The sequence below is a fragment of the Pseudomonas sp. UBA7500 genome (assembly GCF_002478435.1).
Classification (GTDB): domain Bacteria; phylum Pseudomonadota; class Gammaproteobacteria; order Pseudomonadales; family Pseudomonadaceae; genus Aquipseudomonas; species Aquipseudomonas palmensis.
Genome location: NZ_DLNW01000044.1, coordinates 76,412 through 98,873, shown reverse-complemented (window position 1 = coordinate 98,873; position 22,462 = coordinate 76,412). Strand labels below are relative to the sequence as shown.

At 60.9% G+C, this 22,462-nt stretch carries 20 protein-coding genes; 7 read left to right on the top strand and 13 right to left on the bottom strand.

Annotated features, from left to right (window positions below; translation table 11 throughout):
* The first annotated feature begins 27 nt into the window (after positions 1-27).
* Together B4I46_RS17490 and B4I46_RS17485 are read left to right on the top strand one after the other, a co-directional pair.
* A complete protein-coding gene (locus B4I46_RS17490) occupies positions 28-1,320 on the top strand; it encodes an MFS transporter (protein WP_043861683.1) in 1,293 nt (430 codons plus the stop codon).
* An 88-nt stretch (positions 1,321-1,408) separates the two neighbouring features.
* On the top strand, positions 1,409-2,821 hold the full coding sequence (locus tag B4I46_RS17485; protein ID WP_286901167.1) for an amidase: 1,413 nt from the start codon (positions 1,409-1,411) through the stop codon (positions 2,819-2,821).
* A gap of 59 nt (positions 2,822-2,880) precedes the next feature.
* Here B4I46_RS17485 and B4I46_RS17480 read toward each other — a convergent pair whose 3' ends face one another.
* From B4I46_RS17480 to B4I46_RS17470, 3 genes are all read right to left on the bottom strand, one after another.
* Complete coding sequence (locus B4I46_RS17480) at positions 2,881-4,158, bottom strand: NADH:flavin oxidoreductase/NADH oxidase family protein (RefSeq protein WP_286901166.1); 1,278 nt, start codon at positions 4,156-4,158, stop codon at positions 2,881-2,883.
* A gap of 94 nt (positions 4,159-4,252) precedes the next feature.
* Positions 4,253-4,693, bottom strand: coding sequence for a MerR family transcriptional regulator (locus tag B4I46_RS17475; protein ID WP_116053566.1), 441 nt, complete (start codon positions 4,691-4,693; stop codon positions 4,253-4,255).
* A gap of 124 nt (positions 4,694-4,817) precedes the next feature.
* Positions 4,818-5,984 carry an MFS transporter gene (locus tag B4I46_RS17470; protein WP_058540393.1) on the bottom strand — a complete coding sequence of 389 codons (1,167 nt, stop codon included), beginning with the start codon at positions 5,982-5,984 and terminating at the stop codon, positions 4,818-4,820.
* Positions 5,985-6,078: 94 nt separating this feature from the next.
* On the opposite strand from B4I46_RS17470, the gene B4I46_RS17465 reads away from it, so the two are divergent.
* Positions 6,079-6,972 carry a LysR family transcriptional regulator gene (locus tag B4I46_RS17465; protein ID WP_088514798.1) on the top strand — a complete coding sequence of 298 codons (894 nt, stop codon included), beginning with the start codon at positions 6,079-6,081 and terminating at the stop codon, positions 6,970-6,972.
* A 238-nt stretch (positions 6,973-7,210) separates the two neighbouring features.
* Here the strand turns inward: B4I46_RS17465 and B4I46_RS17460 are convergent, their stop codons facing one another.
* From B4I46_RS17460 to B4I46_RS17445, 4 genes are all read right to left on the bottom strand, one after another.
* Positions 7,211-9,568: a TonB-dependent siderophore receptor gene (locus B4I46_RS17460; protein WP_286901165.1), complete on the bottom strand. Its 2,358-nt coding sequence runs from the start codon at positions 9,566-9,568 to the stop codon at positions 7,211-7,213.
* Positions 9,569-9,649: 81 nt separating this feature from the next.
* Positions 9,650-10,564 carry a FecR family protein gene (locus B4I46_RS17455; RefSeq protein WP_104572599.1) on the bottom strand — a complete coding sequence of 305 codons (915 nt, stop codon included), beginning with the start codon at positions 10,562-10,564 and terminating at the stop codon, positions 9,650-9,652.
* On the bottom strand, positions 10,561-11,076 hold the full coding sequence (locus B4I46_RS17450) for an RNA polymerase sigma factor (protein ID WP_104572600.1): 516 nt from the start codon (positions 11,074-11,076) through the stop codon (positions 10,561-10,563). Before B4I46_RS17450 ends, B4I46_RS17455 begins: the two co-directional genes overlap by 4 nt.
* Positions 11,077-11,824: 748 nt before the next feature.
* Entirely contained in the window at positions 11,825-12,742 is a 918-nt protein-coding gene (locus tag B4I46_RS17445) for a LysR substrate-binding domain-containing protein (RefSeq protein ID WP_286901164.1), read from the bottom strand.
* An 85-nt stretch (positions 12,743-12,827) separates the two neighbouring features.
* On the opposite strand from B4I46_RS17445, the gene B4I46_RS17440 reads away from it, so the two are divergent.
* The 3 genes from B4I46_RS17440 to B4I46_RS17430 all read left to right on the top strand — a co-directional run bounded on the left by B4I46_RS17440 (position 12,828) and on the right by B4I46_RS17430 (position 14,689).
* Positions 12,828-13,619, top strand: coding sequence for an NAD(P)H-dependent oxidoreductase (locus B4I46_RS17440; protein ID WP_254999998.1), 792 nt, complete (start codon positions 12,828-12,830; stop codon positions 13,617-13,619).
* 56 nt (positions 13,620-13,675) lie between these two features.
* Entirely contained in the window at positions 13,676-13,966 is a 291-nt protein-coding gene (locus tag B4I46_RS17435) for a DUF1330 domain-containing protein (RefSeq protein WP_043861673.1), read from the top strand.
* Positions 13,967-14,383: 417 nt separating this feature from the next.
* The gene (locus tag B4I46_RS17430) at positions 14,384-14,689 is read left to right on the top strand and encodes a DUF3077 domain-containing protein (protein ID WP_286901162.1); all 306 of its coding nucleotides are present in this window, start codon (positions 14,384-14,386) and stop codon (positions 14,687-14,689) included.
* Between the two features lie 348 nt (positions 14,690-15,037).
* On the opposite strand, the gene B4I46_RS17425 is transcribed toward B4I46_RS17430, so the two are convergent.
* From B4I46_RS17425 to B4I46_RS17405, 5 genes are all read right to left on the bottom strand, one after another.
* Positions 15,038-15,178, bottom strand: coding sequence for a hypothetical protein (locus B4I46_RS17425; protein ID WP_173925052.1), 141 nt, complete (start codon positions 15,176-15,178; stop codon positions 15,038-15,040).
* Between the two features lie 228 nt (positions 15,179-15,406).
* Positions 15,407-16,381: a Bug family tripartite tricarboxylate transporter substrate binding protein gene (locus tag B4I46_RS17420; protein ID WP_078481051.1), complete on the bottom strand. Its 975-nt coding sequence runs from the start codon at positions 16,379-16,381 to the stop codon at positions 15,407-15,409.
* 170 nt (positions 16,382-16,551) lie between these two features.
* Positions 16,552-17,691 (bottom strand): mandelate racemase/muconate lactonizing enzyme family protein, encoded by a 1,140-nt coding sequence (locus tag B4I46_RS17415; RefSeq protein WP_054916483.1) that lies wholly within the window; start codon positions 17,689-17,691, stop codon positions 16,552-16,554.
* A gap of 16 nt (positions 17,692-17,707) precedes the next feature.
* On the bottom strand, positions 17,708-18,829 hold the full coding sequence (locus B4I46_RS17410; RefSeq protein ID WP_043860271.1) for a mandelate racemase/muconate lactonizing enzyme family protein: 1,122 nt from the start codon (positions 18,827-18,829) through the stop codon (positions 17,708-17,710).
* Positions 18,826-20,451, bottom strand: a complete 1,626-nt coding sequence (locus B4I46_RS17405; protein ID WP_286901159.1) for a BCCT family transporter — start codon at positions 20,449-20,451, stop codon at positions 18,826-18,828. Before B4I46_RS17405 ends, B4I46_RS17410 begins: the two co-directional genes overlap by 4 nt.
* 123 nt (positions 20,452-20,574) lie before the next feature.
* Here B4I46_RS17405 and B4I46_RS17400 point away from each other — a divergent pair, with 123 nt between their 5' ends.
* Entirely contained in the window at positions 20,575-21,477 is a 903-nt protein-coding gene (locus B4I46_RS17400; protein WP_054916485.1) for a LysR substrate-binding domain-containing protein, read from the top strand.
* Between the two features lie 19 nt (positions 21,478-21,496).
* Here B4I46_RS17400 and B4I46_RS17395 read toward each other — a convergent pair whose 3' ends face one another.
* Entirely contained in the window at positions 21,497-22,426 is a 930-nt protein-coding gene (locus tag B4I46_RS17395) for a LysR family transcriptional regulator (protein WP_054916486.1), read from the bottom strand.
* Positions 22,427-22,462 lie beyond the last annotated feature (36 nt).

The following is a 22,462-nucleotide window of genomic DNA, read 5'->3' as shown; positions in this document are numbered from 1 at the left end:
ACAACTCAAACCCAAAGGCACAAGCCAATGAATTATGCGACTCAAACGTCCGAAGCGGCAAAGCCGCAGGTATCAACCGCGCGCAAAATTGCTGCTGGCAGCATTGGCAATGCGGTGGAGTGGTTCGATTGGACGATCTATGCGTCGTTCGCGGTGTTCTTTTCCACACAATTCTTTCCAAAAAATGACGAAACGGCGTCCCTGCTGGCGACCTTCGCGATTTTCGCCGTGGGGTTCTTCATGCGCCCGATCGGCGGCTGGGCCCTGGGGATCTACTCTGATCGCTATGGCCGCAAATCGGCACTGGGGGTCACCATCCTGCTGATGGCAGGCGGGTCCCTGATGATCGGCATCACCCCCACCTACGAGAAGATCGGCCTGCTCGCGCCGGTCTTGCTGGTGATCGCGCGCCTGATGCAAGGCTTGTCTCTGGGCGGTGAATACGCTTCAGCCTCTACCTACCTTGCCGAGTTGGCGCCGGACCACCGTCGCGGGTTCTTTTCGAGCTTCGTGTTCTTCAGCTCCGCCGCGGGCATTCTGACCGCCTCGGCGATCGGCTGGGCGCTTACCACCCTCCTCACCGAGGAACAGATGAGAGAGTTCGGCTGGCGCATTCCGTTCCTGCTCGGCGCCCTGGGCGGTATCGCAGGCATCTGGCTGCGTATGTCGGTACCTGAAGCAGAAGCCTCCACGCCGCCAACCGCAGACAAGGTAGAGAAGCAACCGCTGCGCACCCTGCTGCGCGATTATCCGCGCGAGACCCTGCGGATCGTGGGCTTTTCGATCCTGAGCACCTTTGCCTTCTACCTGTTCGTCATCTACATCCCGACCTATGCCATCCGCGCGCTGCATGTGGAGTCCTCGACAGCGTTCGCTGCAAACACGGTTGCAATGGTCGCGTTCATGCTCGTGCACCCACTCTTCGGCATGCTCTCTGACAAGTTCGGGCGCAAGCCGCAACTGATCGTGTTCGCCCTAGGTTACCTGGTGTTCTTCTACCCGATCATCACCAGCATGCAGCCGACGTTCTCGTCGATCCTGATGGTGGAGCTGTTCGGCCTTATGCTGTACGCGCTCTATACCTCCATCGCCCCGGCAATCATGTCCGAACAGTTCCCCAGCCGCGTTCGCGCAGTCGGCATTGGTGCTCCCTACAACCTGATGGTGGCGCTGCTGGGCGGTACCACGCCGTATCTGCTGACCTGGCTGCAGAGCAACGGTCAGGAGAGCTGGTTCTTCTACTACGTGCTCGCAGGCGCCGCGCTCACGCTTGTGACCTTCATCAAAATGCCGGAAACAGCCGGAAAGCCACTGAAATAGTCACTGGCTCGAACAACGCCATGCAATCCCCGTCAACGAGTATCGGATACGGGGATTACCGACCCACACCGCTTAGAACCTAGAACCCATGCTCGAACGATCCGAAGCCCTATGTTTCCAGTCTGCCCTGCAGATTGCCCATCTGATCGCTACCCGGCAGATCACCTCGCGTGCCGTCACGCACTACTTTCTGGACCGCATTGCTCGCGGCAGCGAGCTCAATGCCTTTACCGCAGTGTTCGCAGAGCAAGCCCTGGCGGCAGCCGATGCCGCCGACAGTGCGCTCGAGGCAGGCCACCCATCGAGCGCTTTGCATGGCGTACCGGTCGCCATCAAGGACAACATCGAAATAGCCCATACCCCGGCATCGGCAGGTTCGTTGAGCCGCCTGAGCACTGTCAGTGCCGTGACCAGCACCGTCGCGCAACGATTGCAGGCGGCCGGAATGGTTATCCTGGGCAAGACCCAGATGACCGAATTTGCGTTCGGCCTGTCCGGGCAGAACCCGACCCGAGGCACGCCCTGGAACCCGTGGGACACAACGCTGCATCGTGCCCCGGGCGGTTCCTCTTCAGGTGCGGCGGTTGCTGTTGCCGCAGGGCTTGTACCTGTTGCAGTGGGGGGCGATACCGGCGGATCGATCCGAGCCCCCGCATCGCTCAATCATCTGGTCGGCTTCAAGCCGTCCAGCGGGGTCATCAGCGTGCACGGTGTGGTTCCGCTTGCGCCCAGCCTCGACGTGCTGGGCCCGATCGCCCGTGATGTTGGCGACGCCCATGCACTCACGGCCATCCTTGCCAGCCCGTCTACCGGCAGTGGGTCGAGCGTTCAGGCCGACCTTGCAGGTGAGCTGGTACCAGCCAAGCCGGGCACGGTGTTCGTACTGGACCAGAGCGCGTTCCCAAGTGCGCTGTCCGTGGGCGCTCGCCGGGTATGGGATCAGGCCCTGAGCACCCTGGAAAAGGCCGGCTGGACGCTCCAGAGCTGGGTTCCAGAGGATGAGTTGAACATCGGCCGGCTGTCCGAGTGCAACTCGATGATCATTGCCTATGAGGGGTATCGCGAGTTCGGCCACCTTGCACATGACCCTGCGCAGCCGCTCTGGGAGGTGGTGCGCAATCGCATCCTGGCCGGCGCGGCCATCAGCCGTGACGACTACGAACACGCCGTTGCACAGCGTGCCCACGCCGCCGAGGCCTTCAGACGAGCGATCGGCTCATCCGGTGTTCTGCTGATGCCGGTCAGCGGTCACGGGGCCCTGCCTCTTGATGACCAGGACGCTGCTCACGTGAGCATCGGCACGTTCAGCCGCGCCAGTAACTACCTCGGCACCCCGGCAATCGCACTACCCGCCGGATTCGATGAAGCACAGATGCCGATTGGCGTGCAGCTGCTGTCACCGGTATCTACCGACATGCACTTGCTGAACATGGCGAGCGCCATGGCGCCTGCACTGCTGCTTGACGAGCGCAAGCCCGAGCTGGGGCGGTGGGGGCTTTAAGCCCGGAACAACACTCGCGTAGCACCTGGCGCAACGTCTTCAGTGATGTTGCGCAGGTGTCATCCAGGCAGACCATCGCCGTGCGCTGCGATCGTCAGGCCGTTGCAATGCGAAGACTTTTCTACCCATCTCCGGTACTGGCGAGTGCGAAAGGCCATGGCGGCCTGTTGCAGGATCAGCGCGAGCAACGGTGAAACACTCGGGTCGGGATTTTTATTGCGACTGAGTTTACGCAGTTGAAACTTCACTACAGCCATGTTCGCCAAGGCCGCCATGGCTTTGTTTTTCCAGGTGATCGGCGGCAATTGCGGGGCATTGTCGTTGCCCGCCAGCCACTGGCGAGGCAGGTGCGGGTCGATAGCAAGAGCGGTTCCGATGCCCACCATGTCCACACCGCTCTGCACGACGCTTTCGGCCACCGGGCGGCGGCGTATACCGCCAGTGACCATCACCGGCATGTTGGCGACGGTTTGGATATCACGGGCGAACTCGACAAAATAGGCTTCGCGAGCCAGGGTGCGACCATCGCGCGCGTCACCCTGCATGGCGGGTACTTCGTAGCTGCCTCCCGATAACTCCACCATGTCCACGCCCAGGTCGTTGAGCAACTCAACCACCTTTTTCGCGTCATCGGCGGTGAATCCTCCGCGCTGAAAATCGGCGGAGTTCAGCTTGACCGCCACTGCAAAATCCGCAGAAACCACAGCCCTGACCGCCTTGACGATTTCTAGCAACAGGCGCGCCCGGTTTTCCAGAGGGCCACCCCACTCGTCCGTCCGCTGGTTGGTCAACGGCGAAAGGAACTGGCTCAACAAATAGCCATGGGCAGCATGAATTTCCACACCAGTGAATCCGGCCTGCTCGCCGAGGCGTGCGGTATTCGCGAAGCGCTGAACAACCTCTTCGATCACGCCTGGGGTCATCGCATGAGGTGTGGCAAATCGCCTGGACATTTTGCCGAGATCCAGCGGCACGGCTGATGGGGCCCAGGTCTTTTGCCCAAGGTTGGACTGCATCTGGCGACCGGGATGATTGATCTGCAACCAGAACTGCGCACCGCCAGACCGACCTATACGCGCCCAGTGCTTGAACTTGTGCAATTGCTGATCGTCTTGCAACACCACGCCACCCGGTCCGGTCATGGCGCGGCCGTCGACCATAACGTTGCCGGTAATGATCAGGCCGGCACCACCGTCGGCCCATGCTTGATAGAGACGCAGCAGGTCCTTGGAAGGCGCCTGATCGGCGTCCGCCATGTTCTCCTCCATGGCAGCTTTGGCGATTCGGTTCTTGATGGTTGAACCGTTGGGAAGCATCAGGGTGTCGAACACATTCATGGAGCAGCCCTCAACTGAAGAGGAGGCCACCTTAAGATTAAAGTCAACTTTAAGGTCAATACCCTTTTGCGCAGTGCAGCAGTGGAATTTGACCTTAACGCACCGCACGCTTGCCCGGCGCTTTGCCAATGCCTTCTTCACGCAGGCGATTGATCAGCATTTGCGCATTTTCCGCGCACGCCATGCTTTCGGGCTTACCCTCGATGCCCTGGATGACGAGCAGAAGCTGCGCTTTGTTGTGGGCTAGCCGTTGCTGTAGAACAGCAATTTCCTCAACCTTTTGCTTAAGCCCGCTGAGCAATTCATCGTGCTGCCAACCGCTGGCATTCATCGGCATCAACTGCCGAATTTCTTCCAATGAAAAACCCGCCGCCTGCGCTGCGGTGATGACCTCCAACACCCACTTGGTATCAGGCGCGTAGTCCCTGTAACCATTTGCTTTGCGCTCGACAGATTTGATCAAGCCGCTCGACTCGTAGAACCGGATGCGTGAGGGCGCCAAACCACTGATTTTCGCCAGTTCGCCTATTCGCATAACCCACCCTGAACACTCTGTTGACCTTGAAGTTGACTTTAAACCTAAAGCCATCGGGGCGGCCAACCATCACGCATTGAATTCAGGCTCGACCACTGTCTACGCCACTGGCATCAGCGCTTCGTCACGCCACTGTTGATGCAACAGTTCTGGAACGCCAGCCATACGCCAACACCATCAGCAGCCCCAGAGCACCCATCGACGCTCCGGCCAGGGAAATGGCCGGATAACCCAACCCGGCGTTGATCACCGCTCCGCCCAGCGCTGCGCCAATCGCGTTGCCAAAATTGAAGGCGCCAATGTTCACCGCAGAGGCAAGATTGGGCGCGTCCTTCGCTGCTTCCATCACACGCATCTGTAGTGGCGGCACCAGGGCGAAACTGGCGATACCCCATATCAGGATGGCCAGAGCGGCCGGCACCGCCCAACGCATCAGCAGAGTGAACGCCAGCAAGACGAGAATCAGAACGCTTAGCGAGACGATCAAGGTGCGATCTATCGAGCGGTCGGCGGCCTTGCCGCCCCACAGGTTGCCCAGCGTCAACCCCACCCCGAAAAGAACCAGCATGCCAGTGATATAGGCGGTGGAACCATTGGTCTCGCTGCTGAGGATCGGCGCGATGTAAGTGAAGACAGTAAACATTGCGCTCGACCCGACTACGGTCAGGGCCAACGCGCCCAGCACCGGACCGCGCCCCAGTACTCGAATTTCGGCCATTACACCGACGCTTTGCGACGTCTTCAGGTTAGGGAGGGCGAACCATAATGCGGCCATGGTCACCACGCCGAGGCCGGTAATACCCCAGAAAGCGGTGCGCCAACCGAACAGTTCACCAAACCAGGTGGCCAGCGGCACACCGCCGATGGTCGCCAAGGTCAGGCCCATGAACATCGCCGCCACCGCCCCGGCACGTTTTTCCGGGGCGACCACGCTGGCGGCGACGATGGAGCCAACGCCAAAAAATGCACCATGGTTCAGTGAGGTCACCACCCTGGCGACCATGAGGCTGTAGTAATCGGTGGCCAGGGCTGACATCAGATTACCCAAGGTGAAAATCCCCATGAGCCCGATCAGCAGATAGCGTCGGGGAATCCTGCCGGTGGTCAGGGTCATCAGCGGTGCGCCGAGCAATACGCCCAGCGCGTAGGCACTGACCAGCAAACCGGCAGCGGGAATCGAAACGCCCAGATCCTGAGCGATACCCGGCAACATGCCCATGGGGGCGAATTCTGTTACGCCGATGCCAAAGGCACCGATGGCAAGTGCGACAAGTGGTGGATTGATACGCATGGAAGGCTCCTTATCTATGCCGCCAATGCTACGATGCAGTTTTTTAACGCGGTAGATAGCATTTTTGGCAATCACCTTTGCGCAGGAGGCACAAGTGGACTTCAACGGCAGGTCAGGTGAAATGAGCGTGTTCACCACCGTGGCGCACGAAGGCAGCCTGTCGGCCGCGGCGCGTGCACTGGGCGTGACACCCTCGGCAGTCAGTCGGGTCATCGCGCGTACCGAGCAACGCCTTGGCACCCGCCTGCTGTTGCGCACCACCCGAGCGCTCGCCTTCACTGCCGAGGGCGAAGCGTTCCTGCGCGGCGCCCGGCGTATCCTGGCCGATATGGACGAGGTCGAAGCAGCGATCGCTGACCAGGGCGTGCCCAGGGGGCGATTGCGGGTCAGTGCCGCCCTTGGCCACGGGCGGCTGGCCATCGTCCCGCTGGTGGCAGCATTCAGCGCCCGTTACCCGAACATCGTCGTCGACCTTACCCTCGGCGACGAAGTGGTCGACATTCTCGGCGGGCAGGCCGATGTCGCGATCCGCTTCGGCCATCTGCCCGACAGCCCACTGACCGCGCGCAGGATCGGCGACACCGGCCAGGTAGTGGTGGCATCGCCCGATTATCTGCAGCGCGAGGGCATCCCCAAGGAGCCGGAAGACTTGTTTCAGCACAATTGCCTGCGCTTCAACTTCCGGCGTGCCGAACCCAACTGGCCGTTCATCCGCGATGGAAAAGAGTTTTCCCTGAAGGTCAGCGGCAACATCGAATGCAGCAGTGGTGAAGCGCTGGCACAACTTGCGCGAGTAGGTGCCGGCATTGCACGTATCGGTGAGTTCAGCGTGCGCGAGGATCTGCAGCGCGGCGCCCTGATTCCGCTGCTGGAAGCCTGGAACCCTGGGGACCAGGAACCGATCCATGCTGTGTTCGTCGGCGGGGCGGCAATGCCGGCGCGGGTGCGATTGTTCGTGGACTTCTTGCTGGAACATCACCGGATGTAAGCGCTTGATCTGAAATTCCGGGTGCTTGTGGTGTTGAAGTCTCCAAAATGTCGTTACCTCACCAGCATCAATGCTGAAACGGTAACCCCTCCAGCTTCCCCACAAGCCAGAACCTTGATGTAGTGGTCACTCCATTACTGATGAGCACAGCGCTCAGGCAGGGTTCGACCTGTCCCTTTCGAAAGACGGCCAGTAGCCCCGACTACACAACAGTCAAGGCCATGGTCTGCTTCTTACATCAGAAACTGTATTTGACCGTAAGCATCAGGTTGCGCGGGTCGCCGTAGATGTTTTCGGCGCGAGCTGGACTGTCGGTGATGCTCACGTAGTATTTTTTGTTGAACACGTTGTTGAGGTTCAGGCGTGCGTCGATATGCTCGGTGGGCTTGAAGCCGACCATCAGGTCCAGCAGGGCGTAGGCATCCTGCTCGACCTTGTAGCCACTCCCCTTGTTGTACACGGAGTTCTGACCATAAGCGGTACCGCCGATGCGCCAGCGTTCAAGATCGCCTGGCAATTGATAGCTGGTGGTGAGCTTGACCAGGTGGCGCGGCAGGTCCGTATCGAAACCGCGGCCGACGTTGGCACGGTTGGAATCACTGAGGTATTTGACCTCGGTGTAGGTATAGCCTGCGCCAACTTGCCAGCGAGGCGTGATTGCGCCTTGCAGTTCCATATCGATACCTTGCGCGCGCACTTTACCTGCCGCTTCATAGCACGTTACGGCAGTCGGGCAGCCGTCGGCGACTCGCGCACGATTTTCCTGATCCATCCGGAACAACGCAATGGAGCCATTAAGTTCACCGTTGAAGTATTCGCCCTTGATACCGATTTCATAGTTCTTGCCCACGATCGGGGCCAGCAGGCCGCCGCTGGCATTCAGGTTATTCTGCGGTTTGAAGATATCGGTATAGCTCACGTAGATCGAGTGATTATCGTTCAGATCGTAGATCAGGCCTGCGTACTTGGTGACGTGTCGTGTGACCTTGTAGTCCACCGTCCCGTATTGAGATTCGGCGTCATAGTCGTACCAGTCCAGGCGACTGCCGAGGATCAGGTGCAATGGGTCTGCCAGGCTGAAACGGCCGGTGACGTAGGCGCTCTTCTGGTGGATATCAATGTGTTGCCAGAAGGTGGAGATCAGCGACGACGGTTTGGGGCGAAGGCTCGGATCCCAATTGTAGATGTCGATGTCGTTGTAGATGGAGTTGTCGGTGTTTTCTACCACCTTGATCTTCTCTTCCCGGGCACTGGCACCGGCCACCAGTTGGTGTTCGCGGCCCAACAGCTGGAACGAGCCGCTGGCGAACGCGTCGACGCCGGTCTGGTCGTCATCGTATTTGTAGCCACCAAAAATCTGGCGATAGACATTGTTGGTGTTGTAGACCTTGCTGGCGAGGTGATCCAGCTTTGACCAGGTCTTGTTGCCGGACAGGGTGAGCCTCCAGTCGTTGGCGAGATTGTGTTCAAGCTTGGCAAAAACGATGGTGGTGTCTTTGTCCCAGTAATCCCAGTCGTTGCCCAGATAGGTCGAGCGGGGCAGGTTTAGGTCGCTGCCATCCGCCGCCACGGGAATGCCGCCCCATGGTACGTGGTTGTTGTCGTCCTGATAGGACGCGCCCACGGTCAACAAGGTGTCGTCGGTCAGGTCTGCCTCCAACACGCCATAGTAGACGCCGCGTTCGGTCTGGATGTTGTCCTGGAAGCTGTGGTTGTTCTGGTAGGCACCCACCAAGCGTCCACGGACCGAGCCCTGCTCGTTGAGAGGACCACTGACGTCCACCTCCGAGCGATAGCGGTCCCAACTGCCGGCGCTGGCGGTAATGCTTGCCTGGGTTTGTGCGGTGGGCTTCTTGCGTACCAGGTTGATCGAGGCTGCCGGGTTACCGGAGCCCTGCATCAGGCCGGTCGCGCCACGGACAATTTCAACGTGGTCGTACATCGCCAGGTCGCCCGACGCGATGATGTCGGCGGCGTTGGCTCCGACGTTGGTCGGGATCCCGTCGTACATGATGTTGTCGACCTGGAACCCGCGGGAGTAGTAGCGCTGCCTGTCTGGGCCGAGTTTCTGTGAACTCATGCCGGGGGTATTGCGCACCACATCATCCAGGGTGTTCATCGCCTGGTCATCCATGCGCTGGCGCGTGATCACCGTGACCGATTGAGGGGTTTCGCGCACAGTCAGCGCAAGCTTGGTTGCGCTACGCATAGGGCCGGTGGTGTAGGAGCCACTGCCTTCGGTAGTCTCGCCCAGGCCTCGGCTGTTCACGGTGGTGGCATCAAGTTCCAGGCTGTTTGCTGCTGGAGTTGCAATCACCCAGACCGCGCCTTCGGTGCTCAGTACCAGGCCGCTCCCTGCCAGCGCTAGGCGTACCGCTGATTCGGTTTCATACCGCCCCTTGAGCGCTGGAGCGGATTTGCCGGCAGTCAGGCGCTCGTCGAAGGCCAGGCTGATACCGGCTTGCAAACCGATCATGCGTAGGGACTGAGACAGCGGTTGGACAGGCAGGTCGAAGTCGAAGCTTGCGCCAAGGGCCGGGATGCTCAGCACCAGGGCCGAGCTTGCGGCCAGGCTTCGGAGGGCGTTGTACAGCATGGGGTCATCTCTCGTTGATGTGGGCAGATACTCCCTGACGGAGTAGCGCCACATTTCCCTGACGTCCGATTGCAAAAAAGATCAGCGAGGCACCAACCAAATGGCGTCGTCGCGCCGTTGCAGGGTGGCGTTGGCCAATACCGGCAGGGTCTCGACGAAACTTTCTATGTCACCCAACTGCACCACCGCCGACAGCCGACGTTGCGACGGGCCGAGGACTTTCAGGGGTAGCCGCTGGTAGCGCGACAACACCGCAGCGACCTCTGCGAGGCTTGCATCCTCGAAGTTGAGGTTGCCGTCGGCGAAGCTGAACGCCGCCGAAGCCGAGCGGGCAAGGCGGGTTAAATGGCCAGCCACATCGCAACGAATTACCTGGCCAGCTTCGAGTACCGCCTGAGCGGTATCGCTATCGACCTGTACACGTCCGCGCTCGACGCTGACCTGGATCTGCTCGGGCAGGCGCTCGACCACAAAACGTGTGCCCAGCACCCGCACCCGTGCCAATCCGGCTTCTACCAGAAATGGCCGCTGGGCATCGCGCTGTACCGAAAAAATCGCCCGCCCCCGCAAGAGCATCAGGTACCGCTCGCCGCTGGAGTAGCGCACGAGCATTAGCGAATCGGCATCGAGGGTCAGTTGGCTGCCATCGTCCAACGCCACCGACCGTTGCTCGCCGATGCCAGTGGCGTACTGCACTTCACGGCCAACCAGCCGCGACCAGGTCAGCAAGCCCCCCAGGCCCGACATCGCCAGCAGCCCCAGCAGGCTCCCGCCCAACAACCGCCGACGCCTGACGCCCTCCATGGCCCCCGCCAATGCCTGGGTCTGCGAGGTGTGGGTAAAGCCCTGCCACAGGTCGACGAAGGTCTGGTATTCCTCGACGTGCCGCGGGTCTGCTTCCAACCATTGGTTGAAGCGCGCACGTTCTGGGTGATCGTCGGGCAATTCGAGCATCCGGGTGAACCAGCGTGCAGCCTGCTGGCGAACATCGCTCATGACAACAGCGCCCGCGCCGCACGTAGGTCGAGCATCGCACGGATTAGATGGCGCTCGACCGCCGACAGAGATATCCCCAGCAGCTTGGCGATCTCGGGTTGGCGGCGGCCTTCGATACGCGCCAGCCAGAACACCTCCCTGCACCGTGGTGGCAGGCAATCGAGAATACGTTGCAGTGCATCCAGGCGCTGGGCCAAGTCCGCCAGGTGTTCAGTCGATGGCGAGACAGCCGCCTCGCCGGCCACGACCATCAACGGTTCAAGTGTTCCTTCACCCTCGGGCAGCCCCACATAGCGACGCGCCTCACGGTAATGGTCGATCAGCACCGAATGGGCGATGCGCCGCAGGTAGGCATTTGGTTGCTCGATTTTCCGACGCTGGGACGCCAGTACGAAGCGTATGAAGGCATCGTGCAGCACGTCACAGGCGCGTTGCATGCACTGGGTGTGCCGGCCGATCCCCAGGAGGAGGTCGGAATATGCCCACTGCAAATTGATGCCTTTCCACTCCATCCCAATGCTTCCTTTCCCAGCAAGATGGCGGATCATAGGCACCCAGAGCAGCAATGGCAAATGGGAATCATTCTTTTTGATAGGTGGGATATCCAGCTTTGGATATGGAGTACACCTAAGACCAGCAACGATGGCTGCGAAAATATTTACCTCGGGGCGCCGGCTCTGGTGACTATACGACCACTATTCAGCCCGAAGATGTCGATGAATCCAGATGCAATTTCTGCGTGGACTCACCGGCAGCTATGGGTCGGAAGCGGTCGTCCATAGATATCCGCTTCTGGCCGAAAGCAGCCTTCACCAAAAACCAGGTATCGATCGATAGCCCCACAGACAGCCTCAACCAACCCGCCCTTGAACATCCCCCAACACCCGCTAACCTTCGCCCATCGCTTTTTGTCTGCTGTTTCGTGTCATGGCGGCTGTGCGTGGGGTGCATTCGTGCGCGCCGGGTTCCTTGATTCCCGGTCTACCAACCTGCGTACAGCGCCACCCTTCGTCTGGTAGCGATAGGTGTCGGCTCCGCCAATCAAGGGAACTGCACAATGACAAGAATTGTCCCCGAACCCCGCGTGTTAATCCCCGCAAAACCACCTACACCGCCTTCGGCTGTTGCAACGGCCACCCTCCCCTGTTTTCCGTCTGCGAAGGCATCGAGCTCGAAAATGCGTTGGTCCATCTGTCTCTACAGATCCAATGCGCCAAGGAGATGGCGACAGGCCGAGGTCGGCCATGAGCGGAGGTACGATCATTCCGCTACGTCATTACTGATATCAAGCGCAGTGTTAATTAACCAATCACATAGCTGCTGAGCCGGCGGGCTGAGCTGCCTATCTTTGGCATGAACAAGGAAATAATTTTTTCCGGTTTGCAGCGCGTATGGAAACAGCTGTATCAGACTCTCACGCTCCAAGTCATCTTCCACCAGCCAAGGGCTTGTCAACACTAGGCCATGGCTTCGTCGGGCAGCATCGATAGCCATTTCCGACCGGTCAAAAAGCAAGTCAGTTATCGTTCCATCAAAGGACATACCGGCTTGTGTCAGCCACCGCGACCAATTGGCATGAGAAGTGGTGTAAAGCAGGGTAGCCCCCCTAAGATCACCCACCCCCGTCAATTGCAGTCGATCCCGGTATTCTGGGCTGCAATAAACTTTCACCTCGTCGCGCAGCAGTAACCGTACATGGAGACTGTCATCCTGACCGTCAAAATGACGTACGGCCAGATCGAACGTGTACCCACGGAAGTCGACTGGCGCGACCGATGCGCTCAGGTGAAGCTTTAACCCGGGAGACTTACAGGTCAGGTCAGGCATGCGCCTGGCAAACCATGTGTTGGCGAAAGCCGGTGGCATGCTCAGCCGTACCAGGGATGCATCCTTACCTTGCACCATGGCGCTGGCTTCGTTGATCTGCTGTAGCGCTGGCTTGACTTGTTCCCAGTAGCGAAACGCCTCATCGGTAGGCTGTAGCTTACGCACGCTACGCACGAACAGCGATGTGCCCAGCCAATCCTCCAACTTGCGTATCTGCTGCCCGACAGCACCCGGGGTGACAAACAGCTGACGCGCCGCCAGCAATGCGCTGCCTGTTTGCATTACCGCATCGAAGCAGACAATGGCCTTGAGTGGCGTGTTGGCTCGCATGGTGCAGTTTTTCTCTTTCATAGTCTCAATACTGATGATTTGTACCCCGCCGGCGTTCTCACGACAATCAGATCATCATCCGCTCATACCTATGAAGGTTTCTGACATGAAGATTCTGATCATCCATGCCCATCCAGAGCCACATTCTTTCAACGGCGCCATGACCCAAACTGCCGTACGAACGCTTACGGCATTGGGGCACGAGGTACAGGTCAGCGACCTGTACGCGCAAAGTTGGTCAGCTGTACTCCAGCCTGGCGATTTTGCCCATCGCGACAATTCACAGTACTTCGACGCATCAAAGGAGCAGGAGCACGCTCAGGCCCATGCAAAAGTATGCCCGGATGTCCTGTGTGAACAGGCCCGCGTCGAATGGGCAGATCTGGTGATATTCCAGTTCCCGATGTGGTGGTTTTCCATGCCCGCAATCCTCAAGGGATGGGTTGACCGCGTGCTGAGTCGTGGTTTCGCATATTCGTCCGGACGCAAATACGATAGTGGGCATCTAAAGGGCAAACGAGCAATGCTGAGCTTGACCACAGGCACAGCGGACACTCTTTATACACCGAGCGGCATTGATGGCGACCTGCACCACATTCTCTGGCCCATTCATAACGGAATTCTCGCGTACACCGGCTTCACCGTGCTGCCGCCATTTGCGGCATGGATGCCGGCACAGGTTAGTCAAGAGCAACGCCAGCAGTACCTGCATGACTATGCCGAACGCTTGTCGAGTATTGATGACCTTCCACCGCTATTTTTTCACCCTCGCCAGGACTACGACGAGAATCAGCAGCTTAAGCCAGGAGTAATCGCCCGCTCCGGCGTACAGTGGAACCCGCGTGCTGGTCAGACCTTCGAAAAGTCGGCTGCAACTTTTGCCCAACGTCGTTCGTAACTTAAAGGCCCTGTCGAGCCCTTCCCACAAACTCTTACTTGTAATGGAGCGTCAGGTTGAAAGGTTACTGGATCATTTTCGGTACGGACATAATTGACTCGGCTGCACAGCACGCATATAGCCGGCTTTGGGCGCCGATCAGTGAGAAGTACAATGCCAAGATCAAGGTTCTTGAGACCGGTGCATTGGTCGAATCCCACATCAGCACGCGAGTACTTACTGTCGAATTCCCCAACTATGAACAAGCCAAAGCTTGCTACAGCGATCCCGCCTACGACGAGGCCAAGCAATTCGCAGTACGTGCCTGTCACCGCGAAATGATCATTATTGAAGGTAACCTCGCCTAGTATTGTGTGTGTTGGAGGTTGATCCGTGAATGCCCGCTTTAGGTCGGAAGCGGTCGTCCATGGATATCCGCTTCTGGCCGAAAGCAGCCTTCACCAAAAACCAGGTATCGATCGATAGCCCCATAGACAGCCTCAATCAACCCGCCTTGAACATTCCCCAATCCCCGCTAACCTTCGCCTCGCCGCTGTCATTTCAGCGGCCGGGTCTTCTAGACCGCCAAGTAAAAAGCGCACAGCGCCATCTGACAGTCATTGGCGCTTTTTTGTGCCCGTGGTTTCGATTTATGGTGGCTAGGTGTGGGAGACCTTCGGGTCTGCCGGGTTCCTTTTGCCCCGGTCTTGCAGACCCGCACGTAGCCGCCACCCTATCAACTGCAAGTGATGGCTGGCGGTTCCACTGCAAAAGGGAGCTGCACAATGACAAAAATCGTCCCCGATCCCCCGCTTGTTAATCCCCGCAAAACCGCCTACACCGCCTTCGGCTGTTGCAACGGAAACCACCCTCCCCTGTTTTCCGTCTGCGAAGGCATCGAGCTCGAAGATGCGTTGGTCCATCTGTCGCTACAGATCCAATGCGCCAAGGACACCACCGCACAAGCTTGCGTACGCGCCGACGCGCAGTTCAAGCACCTGCTTGTGGCAGCGCAGCAGTCGCTGGAGATGAGCACCGTGTTGATCGACACGGTGCTGGACGGCATGGAGGCGCAAGCGGTAGACGCGTAACGACGAGACACCCGGGCCGCAGACGCGGCCCACTGATAGGGGTGCCTATGCGCCAAGTAGGAGCCGGCTTTGCCGGCGAAGCGACGCGCGGGCAGCGCGCGGCCTAGAGAGCGCCATCAGATTCAAGGCATGCCCCCCAAACCCAGATGCAATTACAAGACAGGTGACTGGGGATGTCTTCAGAAAGGCAACCAAAGGATCGCGGTGAGGTTATCAGGTGCCAGTCAATGCTGTTGTGCCGGTCACAAGATCGAGCGCCGCGAGCGCGGCGCTTCGCCGGCGAAGCCGGCTCCTACATGGGCTGCCACGTGCCAACGCCTGTGAGATTCGAGTTGTCAGCCACCACAACTACACCACCAGAATCGCCTCATGCACATCAATTGTCGGAATCGGCACCACACAACGGCGCGTGTCGAGCCACTGGCGCATCTTGCAGGCATCGAAAATCTGCCCCTCGTCCATCATCGCCAGGATGAGCGTTTGAGACATACGGTAACATCCACACTGAAGGCAACGCCGCCCTTCCCACCCGGCTGGGCAGTCGATGGCCTCGGCGTGGCCGGCGCAGATCAGACAGCTCATGCAACCCCCTGATTGTTTTTCTGGGCGGGAAGGAACGTGCTGGTTACACCACAAAAAACAGCGTTCGACAAAGGCATGAAAATTCCGTGCCAAGGTACGTATCTCGACAGATGGCAGCTGTTTCGGGCACCCGCATCACTGGCCCCTGCGAAGGTCGTCGATCAGGGTCTTGTACCCGGCCACCTGCTGCTTGACGTAGGTGCGCAATTGATCACCTGTCAGGGCGAACGGCAGCAGCCTGAAGCCGCTGCGAAGCTGGGCGAACTGTTCCGAGGCCAGTAGCTGGTCGAAGGTGTGCTTCCACCAGGCATAGTCCTCGTCGCTGACCCCGGGCCCCAGATAGAAACCCCTGACCACCGGGCAGACGATGTCGTAGCCCTGTTCCCTGGCGGTGGGTACGTCCTTGAGCTCACCACCCAGGCGTTCTTCCGAGAGTACGGCCAGCAGGCGCATCTCGCCGCGCTGCAGGTGCGTGATGACCTCGAACGCATCGGTACTGCTGACTTCGATGTAACCGCCCAGCAACGCCGTGGCGCTTTCGCCGCCGCTTTCCAGGGCGATGTAGCGCAATTCGCCAATATCGATACCCGCGGCCTTGGCGAGCAATGCGGCCTGCACCCAGTCCTGCCCGCCGGCAGTGCCGCCGGAGCCGAACAGCACCTTGCGCGGCTGCTGCTTCAGCGCCTTGACCAGGTCGTCGAGGTTCTTGTACGGGGAGTCGCTTCTTACCGCGATGGCGCCATAGCTTTTGCCCAGGGCGGCGACCCAGCGTACCGCACCCTCGTCGAAGCGCCCGAACTTGCCCTGGGCAAGGTTGAGCAGCGACCCGCTGGACCACGCGATCAGGGTGCCCGGCTCTGCCGGCCGTTGCGCGATGATGGTGTTGTAGGTCACCGCCCCGACCCCACCGGGCATGTAGGTGATCTGCATGGGCTGGTCGAACACCTTGTTCTGGGCCAGGGCTGTCTTTATCAACTGGCACATCAGGTCCCCACCGCCACCCGATGAACCGGGCACGATGCACTCGGGCGAAGACGGCGGCGCCGCCAGCAACGAAGTGGCGAACAGGGAGCAAGCAATCGAGCAGATACTGCGCAGGAAAAACGTCATGGCGGTCGCCTGTTATTGTTTTTGGTATGACTTGGCAGTTGCGCACCGGGCGGGTTGTCGCCAGTGCACAACTGCACGTACCAAATCTTAGGCTGTGTAGCTTTCTCCAACCTTGCAGCAAGGCAGCGTACGCTGCCCGCGCCATGACTGCAAAACCGGCACCACGGCAGTTACGCAGCGCCCGCCTGGCGGCCGACGCTCAGCTGCAACTGGGCGACGCGCCCGATCTGCTCCCAGTCGATCTGCAGGCCCAGGCCCGGTTGCTGCGACACCGTCACCTGCCCTTGCGCGTTGGTGCGGATCGGGTTGGCGGTGGCGAACTCGAACAGCTCGACCTCGCACGCCTGTTCGAAGTAGCTGCACACCGGCTGCCCCAGCATCAGGTGCAGGTTGGCCGCCTGCGCCAGCGAATGCCCCCAGCTCTGCAATTCGACCTTGAGCCCGCTGGCCGCAGCGTGGTGGATGATCTTCAGCGCGGGGGTGATGCCGCCGCAGGTCATCACATCCACCCGCACACGGCTCCAGCACTGCTGGCTGGCGGCAAACGCCACCAGTTGGCTGTCGGTGATGGCGTTGCCGGCGGCCAGCACCGGCACCTGCAGCCGCGTGCTCAAGTGTCGGTACCCGGCCAGGTCGTAGTCGTCCAGCGGTGCCTCGAACCAGGCGTAGCCCAGCTCGCCCAGCACCCGCCCGACCTTGAGCGCGGCGTCCAGGTCGTAGCGCTGCTCCACGTCCAGCATCAGCGCCAGGCCCTTGTCGCCGTGGGCCCGCTGAACCTGCTCGAGCAGTTGCAGGTCGCGCGCCGGGTCGCACCAGCAATGGAACTTGATGGCCGCAAAGCCCGCCTCGACCAGTTGCTGCACGGCGTCCACATAGGCCTGCGGCGTGGCCAGCACCGGCGTGCTGGCGTAGGCGTCGATGCGCTCGCGGTAGCCGCCCAGCAGCCTGAACAGGGGCAGGCCCGCCGCCTGCGCCGCGATGTCCCACAGCGCCACGTCGATCAGCGCCTGGGCCTGGGCCGAGCGCGCATAGGCCCTGGGCTTGAAGTGCATCCACAGCCCTTCGCGCTGCAGTGCCGAGCGCCCGAGCAGGTCGGGGATCATGTCGCGCAGCGTCTCGGCCAGTACCGCGTCGGGGTGGTGCGTGGTGTACGAATCGGTAGCCGCCACGCCGACGATGCCGTCGCAGGTGCTGATGCGGATGAAGGTGTGCGTGGTGCACGGCGCCGGTTGCTCCGGGGTCCAGGTGGAGCCGCGCAGCGGCGGCGCGCACACGAACACCTCGACCCGGTCGATGATCTGGTTGTGCATTGGGGGCCTCCCGCCTCTAGGTGCGAACGCGATAACGCTCGATCATCGCCTCGTCCAGTATCACGCCAAGGCCTGGGCTGTCGGGCACGCGCACATGGCCGTCCTCCAGCGCCAGCAGGTTGCTCACCAGGCCACGGAACAACGGGCTGTCGCTTTGTGAGTATTCGATCAACTCGCCAAACTCGCTGGCCGCCAGAAAGTGCACGGTGGCTGCCAGCAGGATGCCGGTGCTGAAGCCGTGGGGTACCAGTTGCGCGCCGTGCAGTTGCGCCAGTTCATAGATGTGGCGCATCTCGCTGATGCCGCCGCAGCGGGTGATGTCGGGCTGGATGATCGCCGGGCGCGAAGCCTCCAGAAAGTGACGGAACTCGTGCCGCGTGGCCAGCCCCTCGCCGCCGGATACGCGCAGCCCGGAGCGCTCGGCCAGGTACGCCAGGCCGCGGGTGTCGTCCGAAGGCAAGGGTTCCTCGATCCAGTTGAGGTTGAACTGGCGCAGTGCATCGCATTGCACCAGCGCGTGGGAGTAGTTGCGCCAGCGCCCCACCAGGTCGATCTGCAGTTGCACGTCGTCGCCGATCTCCTCGCGCACCAGTTGCAGCAATGCCTTGTCCCTGGGCAGGTCTTCGCCAAAACCTGCGCCGCCGAGCTTGATGCTGCGCAGGCCCTGGGCCAGCAGGCCGCGTACCCGCTCGCGGTTGCCGGCCTCGTCGGGCCGCGGGATGAAGGTGCCGTAGGCGGCGATGCGCTCACGGTACTTGCCGCCGAGCAGGGTGTGCACCGGCACGCCGTAGTGCTGGCCGGCGATGTCCCACAGGGCGATGTCGAGCGCGCTGATGGCATGGATGGCCACGCCGCGCCGGCCCATGTATTCGCAGTGGCGGTACATCTTCTTCCACAGCCGGTCGATTTCCAGCGGGTTCTCGCCGACCAGGATGTCGCGCAGCCCCTGGCAGGTTTCATGGGATGCCGGGGTTTCGATCAGGGCCTTGACCACGGCCGGCGAGCTGTCGGTTTCACCGATGCCCAGCAGGCCGCTGTCGGTGTAGATGCGCACGATCAACGCATCCTCACCCCACTCGCAGGGCTGGTCGAGCGCAGGCACGCGCAACCAGATCGCTTCTACATCGACTATTTTCATTGCAGGTTTTCCAGAGTTTTCGGGGCGCCCTGGCAAGCTTGGCGAGGGGCCTGTTCGGCGTCGCACGCAGTGCACTGGGCCAGGCGGGCGGACTGCGCTTCGATCAGGTGTGCGGGCATTGCCGCGTAGTCTTCGCGCAGCCACTTCAGCAGCCCCCAGATCTTCACCATGAGGATGAAGATGAACGGGATGGCGGTGAGGATCACGGCAGTCTTGAGGGTGTTGAGCGAGGCATTGATGTACAGCATCGCCAGCGGCAGCACGGCCAGCATCAGGCACCAGAACAGGCGCAGGCTCGGCGACGGGTCCTGGCCTTCACGCAGGTTGCGGGTGCTGGTGGCGGCCACGGTGTAGGCCACGGCGTCCAGGTGCGAGGCCAGGAACACCAGCATGAGCAGGAAGTACACCACCGACAGCAGTTTGCCGAACGGCAGGCTGGCGAGCAGCATCGACACCGCCGCTTCGCCGCCGGCACCGCTGAGCATGGCCGGGGCATTGACCACATCGGTGACGAACTGGTGAATGGCAAAGCTCTGCAGGCTGCCGAAGAAGAACCAGCAACCGCCGCAGCCGCCCAGGATCATCGCCAGTACCACCTCGCGAATCGTGCGGCCCTTGGAGACGCGGGTGACGAAAATTGCCACGCCCGGCGTGTAGGTGATCCAGTACAGCCAGTAGAACACGGTCCAGTCACGGGAGAAGCCGCCGTCCCCGGTAGGGTCGGTGAACAGGCTCATGTGGATGAAGTTCTGCAGGGTCAGGCCGATGGCGTTGGCGATGTTGCTGACGCTGAACTGGGTGGGCCCCAGCAGCAGCACGACCAGGGCGAACAGCATGGTCATGCCGCAGGCCAGTTTTGCCAGGCGCTGCATGCCGGAGCTGATGCCGATGTAGGAGCTGAGCGAGAACACCAGTGTCACCAGGATCACCAGCGACGCCTTGAGCATGAAGCCGTCGGCAAGCCCGGTGAAGTCCGACAGCCCCTTGGCCACGGTGGAGGTGGTCAGGGTGGTGGTCAGCACCAGCCCGCCGAAGGTGGCAAACAGGAAGATCAGGTCGATGACCCGCCCGACCGGGCCGTGGGCCTTGTAGCCGGTGATCGACTCGATGATGCCCGCCAGGCTCAAGCCTTTGTTCTTGCGCACATGGAAGTGATACGCCATCGCCAGCGAGGCGATGCCGTAGATGGCCCACGGGGTCACGCCCCAGTGGAAGAACGAGTAGGCGATGCTCATCTCCAGCGCCTGCTTGCTGGCGGCGGTGATGTTCAGGCCCGGGGTGAGGTAGTAGTAGGCCCATTCCATGAACGCCCAGTACATGGTCGCCGAGCCGAGGCCGGCGCAGATGAACATGAAGATCCAGCTGGTGTTCCTGTACTCGGGCTTGCCCTCGCCCAGGCGGATGTTGCCGTACTTGCTCATGCCCAGGCCGATCACCAGTACCACGCAGGCAAAGCCCAATACCTGGACCAGCACGCCGAAGGTGGTGGTGGCACGGGTGAAGAGCTGATCGGCCAGTACCTTGGCCTGATCGGGGAACATCATCAAACCGATGACCGTCAGCGATATCACCACGATGCTGGTGAAAATCAGCGTCAGGTCTTTCTGGGTGTTCTGCTGCATAGTGAGTCCCAACTGTTGTAATTATTGGACAGACCCCCGTATTGGCGGGCTCGGCGGCTAATGTAAGCTGGTGCCCAGCGCCGAGAGAATCGCGATTTGGTAATGGACTAATAACGAAGTCTTATGAATAAATTCGCCCTGACCCGCCTGCCGCACATGACCCTGCTGCTGGCCTTCAAGACCGTTGCCGAGCACGGCAGCTTCACCCGTGCCGCCACCGCGCTGCACCTGTCGCAGTCGGCCATCAGCCAGCAGGTGGTCAAGCTGGAGGAGGCATTGGGGGTGACGCTGTTCGTGCGTTCGACCCGTACCGTGGCCCTGACCAGGGCAGGCGCCGCGCTGCTGGACGATGTTCGCGCCCCCTTCGACCAGCTGGTGGCCGCCTTCGAGAAATGCGCGCGCAAGGCCGCACCGTCGGTGCTGCACATCGAGGCCGAGCCGGTGATGAGCGCGTTCTGGCTGACCCCGCGCCTGAAGCATTTCACCCAGCGCTTCCCCGCGCTGCGCATCCAGCAACTGCTGAGCACCCAGCGCGTCGAGTTTCCCGACGAGGTGGAGCTGGCGATCAAGTGGGGCACGGCCGACTGGCCGGGTTTCGAGACGCAGTTTCTGATGGGCCTGAACTACGTGCCGATCTGCTCGCCCGCATTGCTCGAAGGGCCCGACGCGCTGCGGGTGCCGGCCGACCTGGCGCGTCACCCGCTGCTGCATGACCGGCATCATCACGACTGGGAAGCCTGGCAGGCGCTGTACCCCACGCCAGGGCTGGAGGTGCGCAGCGGGCACGTGGTCACCGACTCCAATGTGCTCGCGCAGCTGGCGATCGAGGGGCATGGTGTCGCCCTGTGTGCGATCGAGCTGACCGAACGGGCGGTGCGCAGCGGCGAACTGGTGATGCCCTTCCCCGAGCTGGTGATGCCGCATCAGCTGGCGTATTACCTGCTGACCAAGCCGCACAAGCAGATCAGCGACATGGCCCGGCAGTTCATTGCGTGGCTGAAGGAAGAGGCAGGCAACGGGGCGTAGTGCGTGACTGGGTGCCCGATCAGCCCATCAGCTCGACATCCGGAATCGCCGCCACCGTGGTTTCGCGCAGCAGCGCCAGGAACTCGACGACATAGGGTTTCTGGCTGTCTGCCGGCAAGGTGGCAGCCCAGATATCCGAGATAAGCCCCTCGCGGGTGATGGGCCTGGCCGTCACGTACTGACGCTGGAGGTAGGTCTGCACGGCCCAGCGTGGCAGCACCGCAATGCCGCGCCGCGCTGCCACCAGCATCAGGATCGCGACAGTCAGCTCGGCGGTGCGGCGCACAGGCTTGATCCCCGCGGGCCGCAACAATGAGCGGACAATGTCCAGCGCGTCTTCCTCGATCGGATAGGTCACCAGGGTTTCGTCGATAAAGTCCTCGGCCGTCAAGAACTCGCGCAGGGCCAAGGGGTGGTCATTGGCAACCAGTGCCACCAGCGGATAGCGAAACAGCCCGTGAAAATCGACCCCTTCCTCGTCCCTTTCGGAGCAGGACACCAGTGCAAGATCGGCGGTGCGCTGATGCAGCAGGCCAACGGGATCGTCGTGATAACCCGATACCAGGTCCACTTCCACCTCAGGCCAGCGTGCTCTAAAGGCATCGACTGCGGGCATGAGCCAGTCAAAACAGGTGTGGCATTCGACGGCGATACGCAAGGTACCGCCGGTGCCTTCGGCCATCTGCAGCAGGTCACGCGTGGTCTGATTAAGAATGGGCACCACTTTGTCGGCGGCTTCCAGCAGCCGCTTGCCAGCCGGCGTAAAGACCACCGGGGAAGACTTGCGAACGAACAATGGGGTGCCGAAAAACTCCTCCAGCGCCTTGATGTGATGGGACAAGGCGCCTTGGGTCAGTCGCATCCAGGACGCGGCGCGGGAGACGCTGCCACTGTCGCGCAGGGCCACCAGCGTTTGCAGGTGGCGAACATCGATCGGGATTCTGTCCATTAAATTTACTGAGGTTAAGTGACGATATTATTCGTT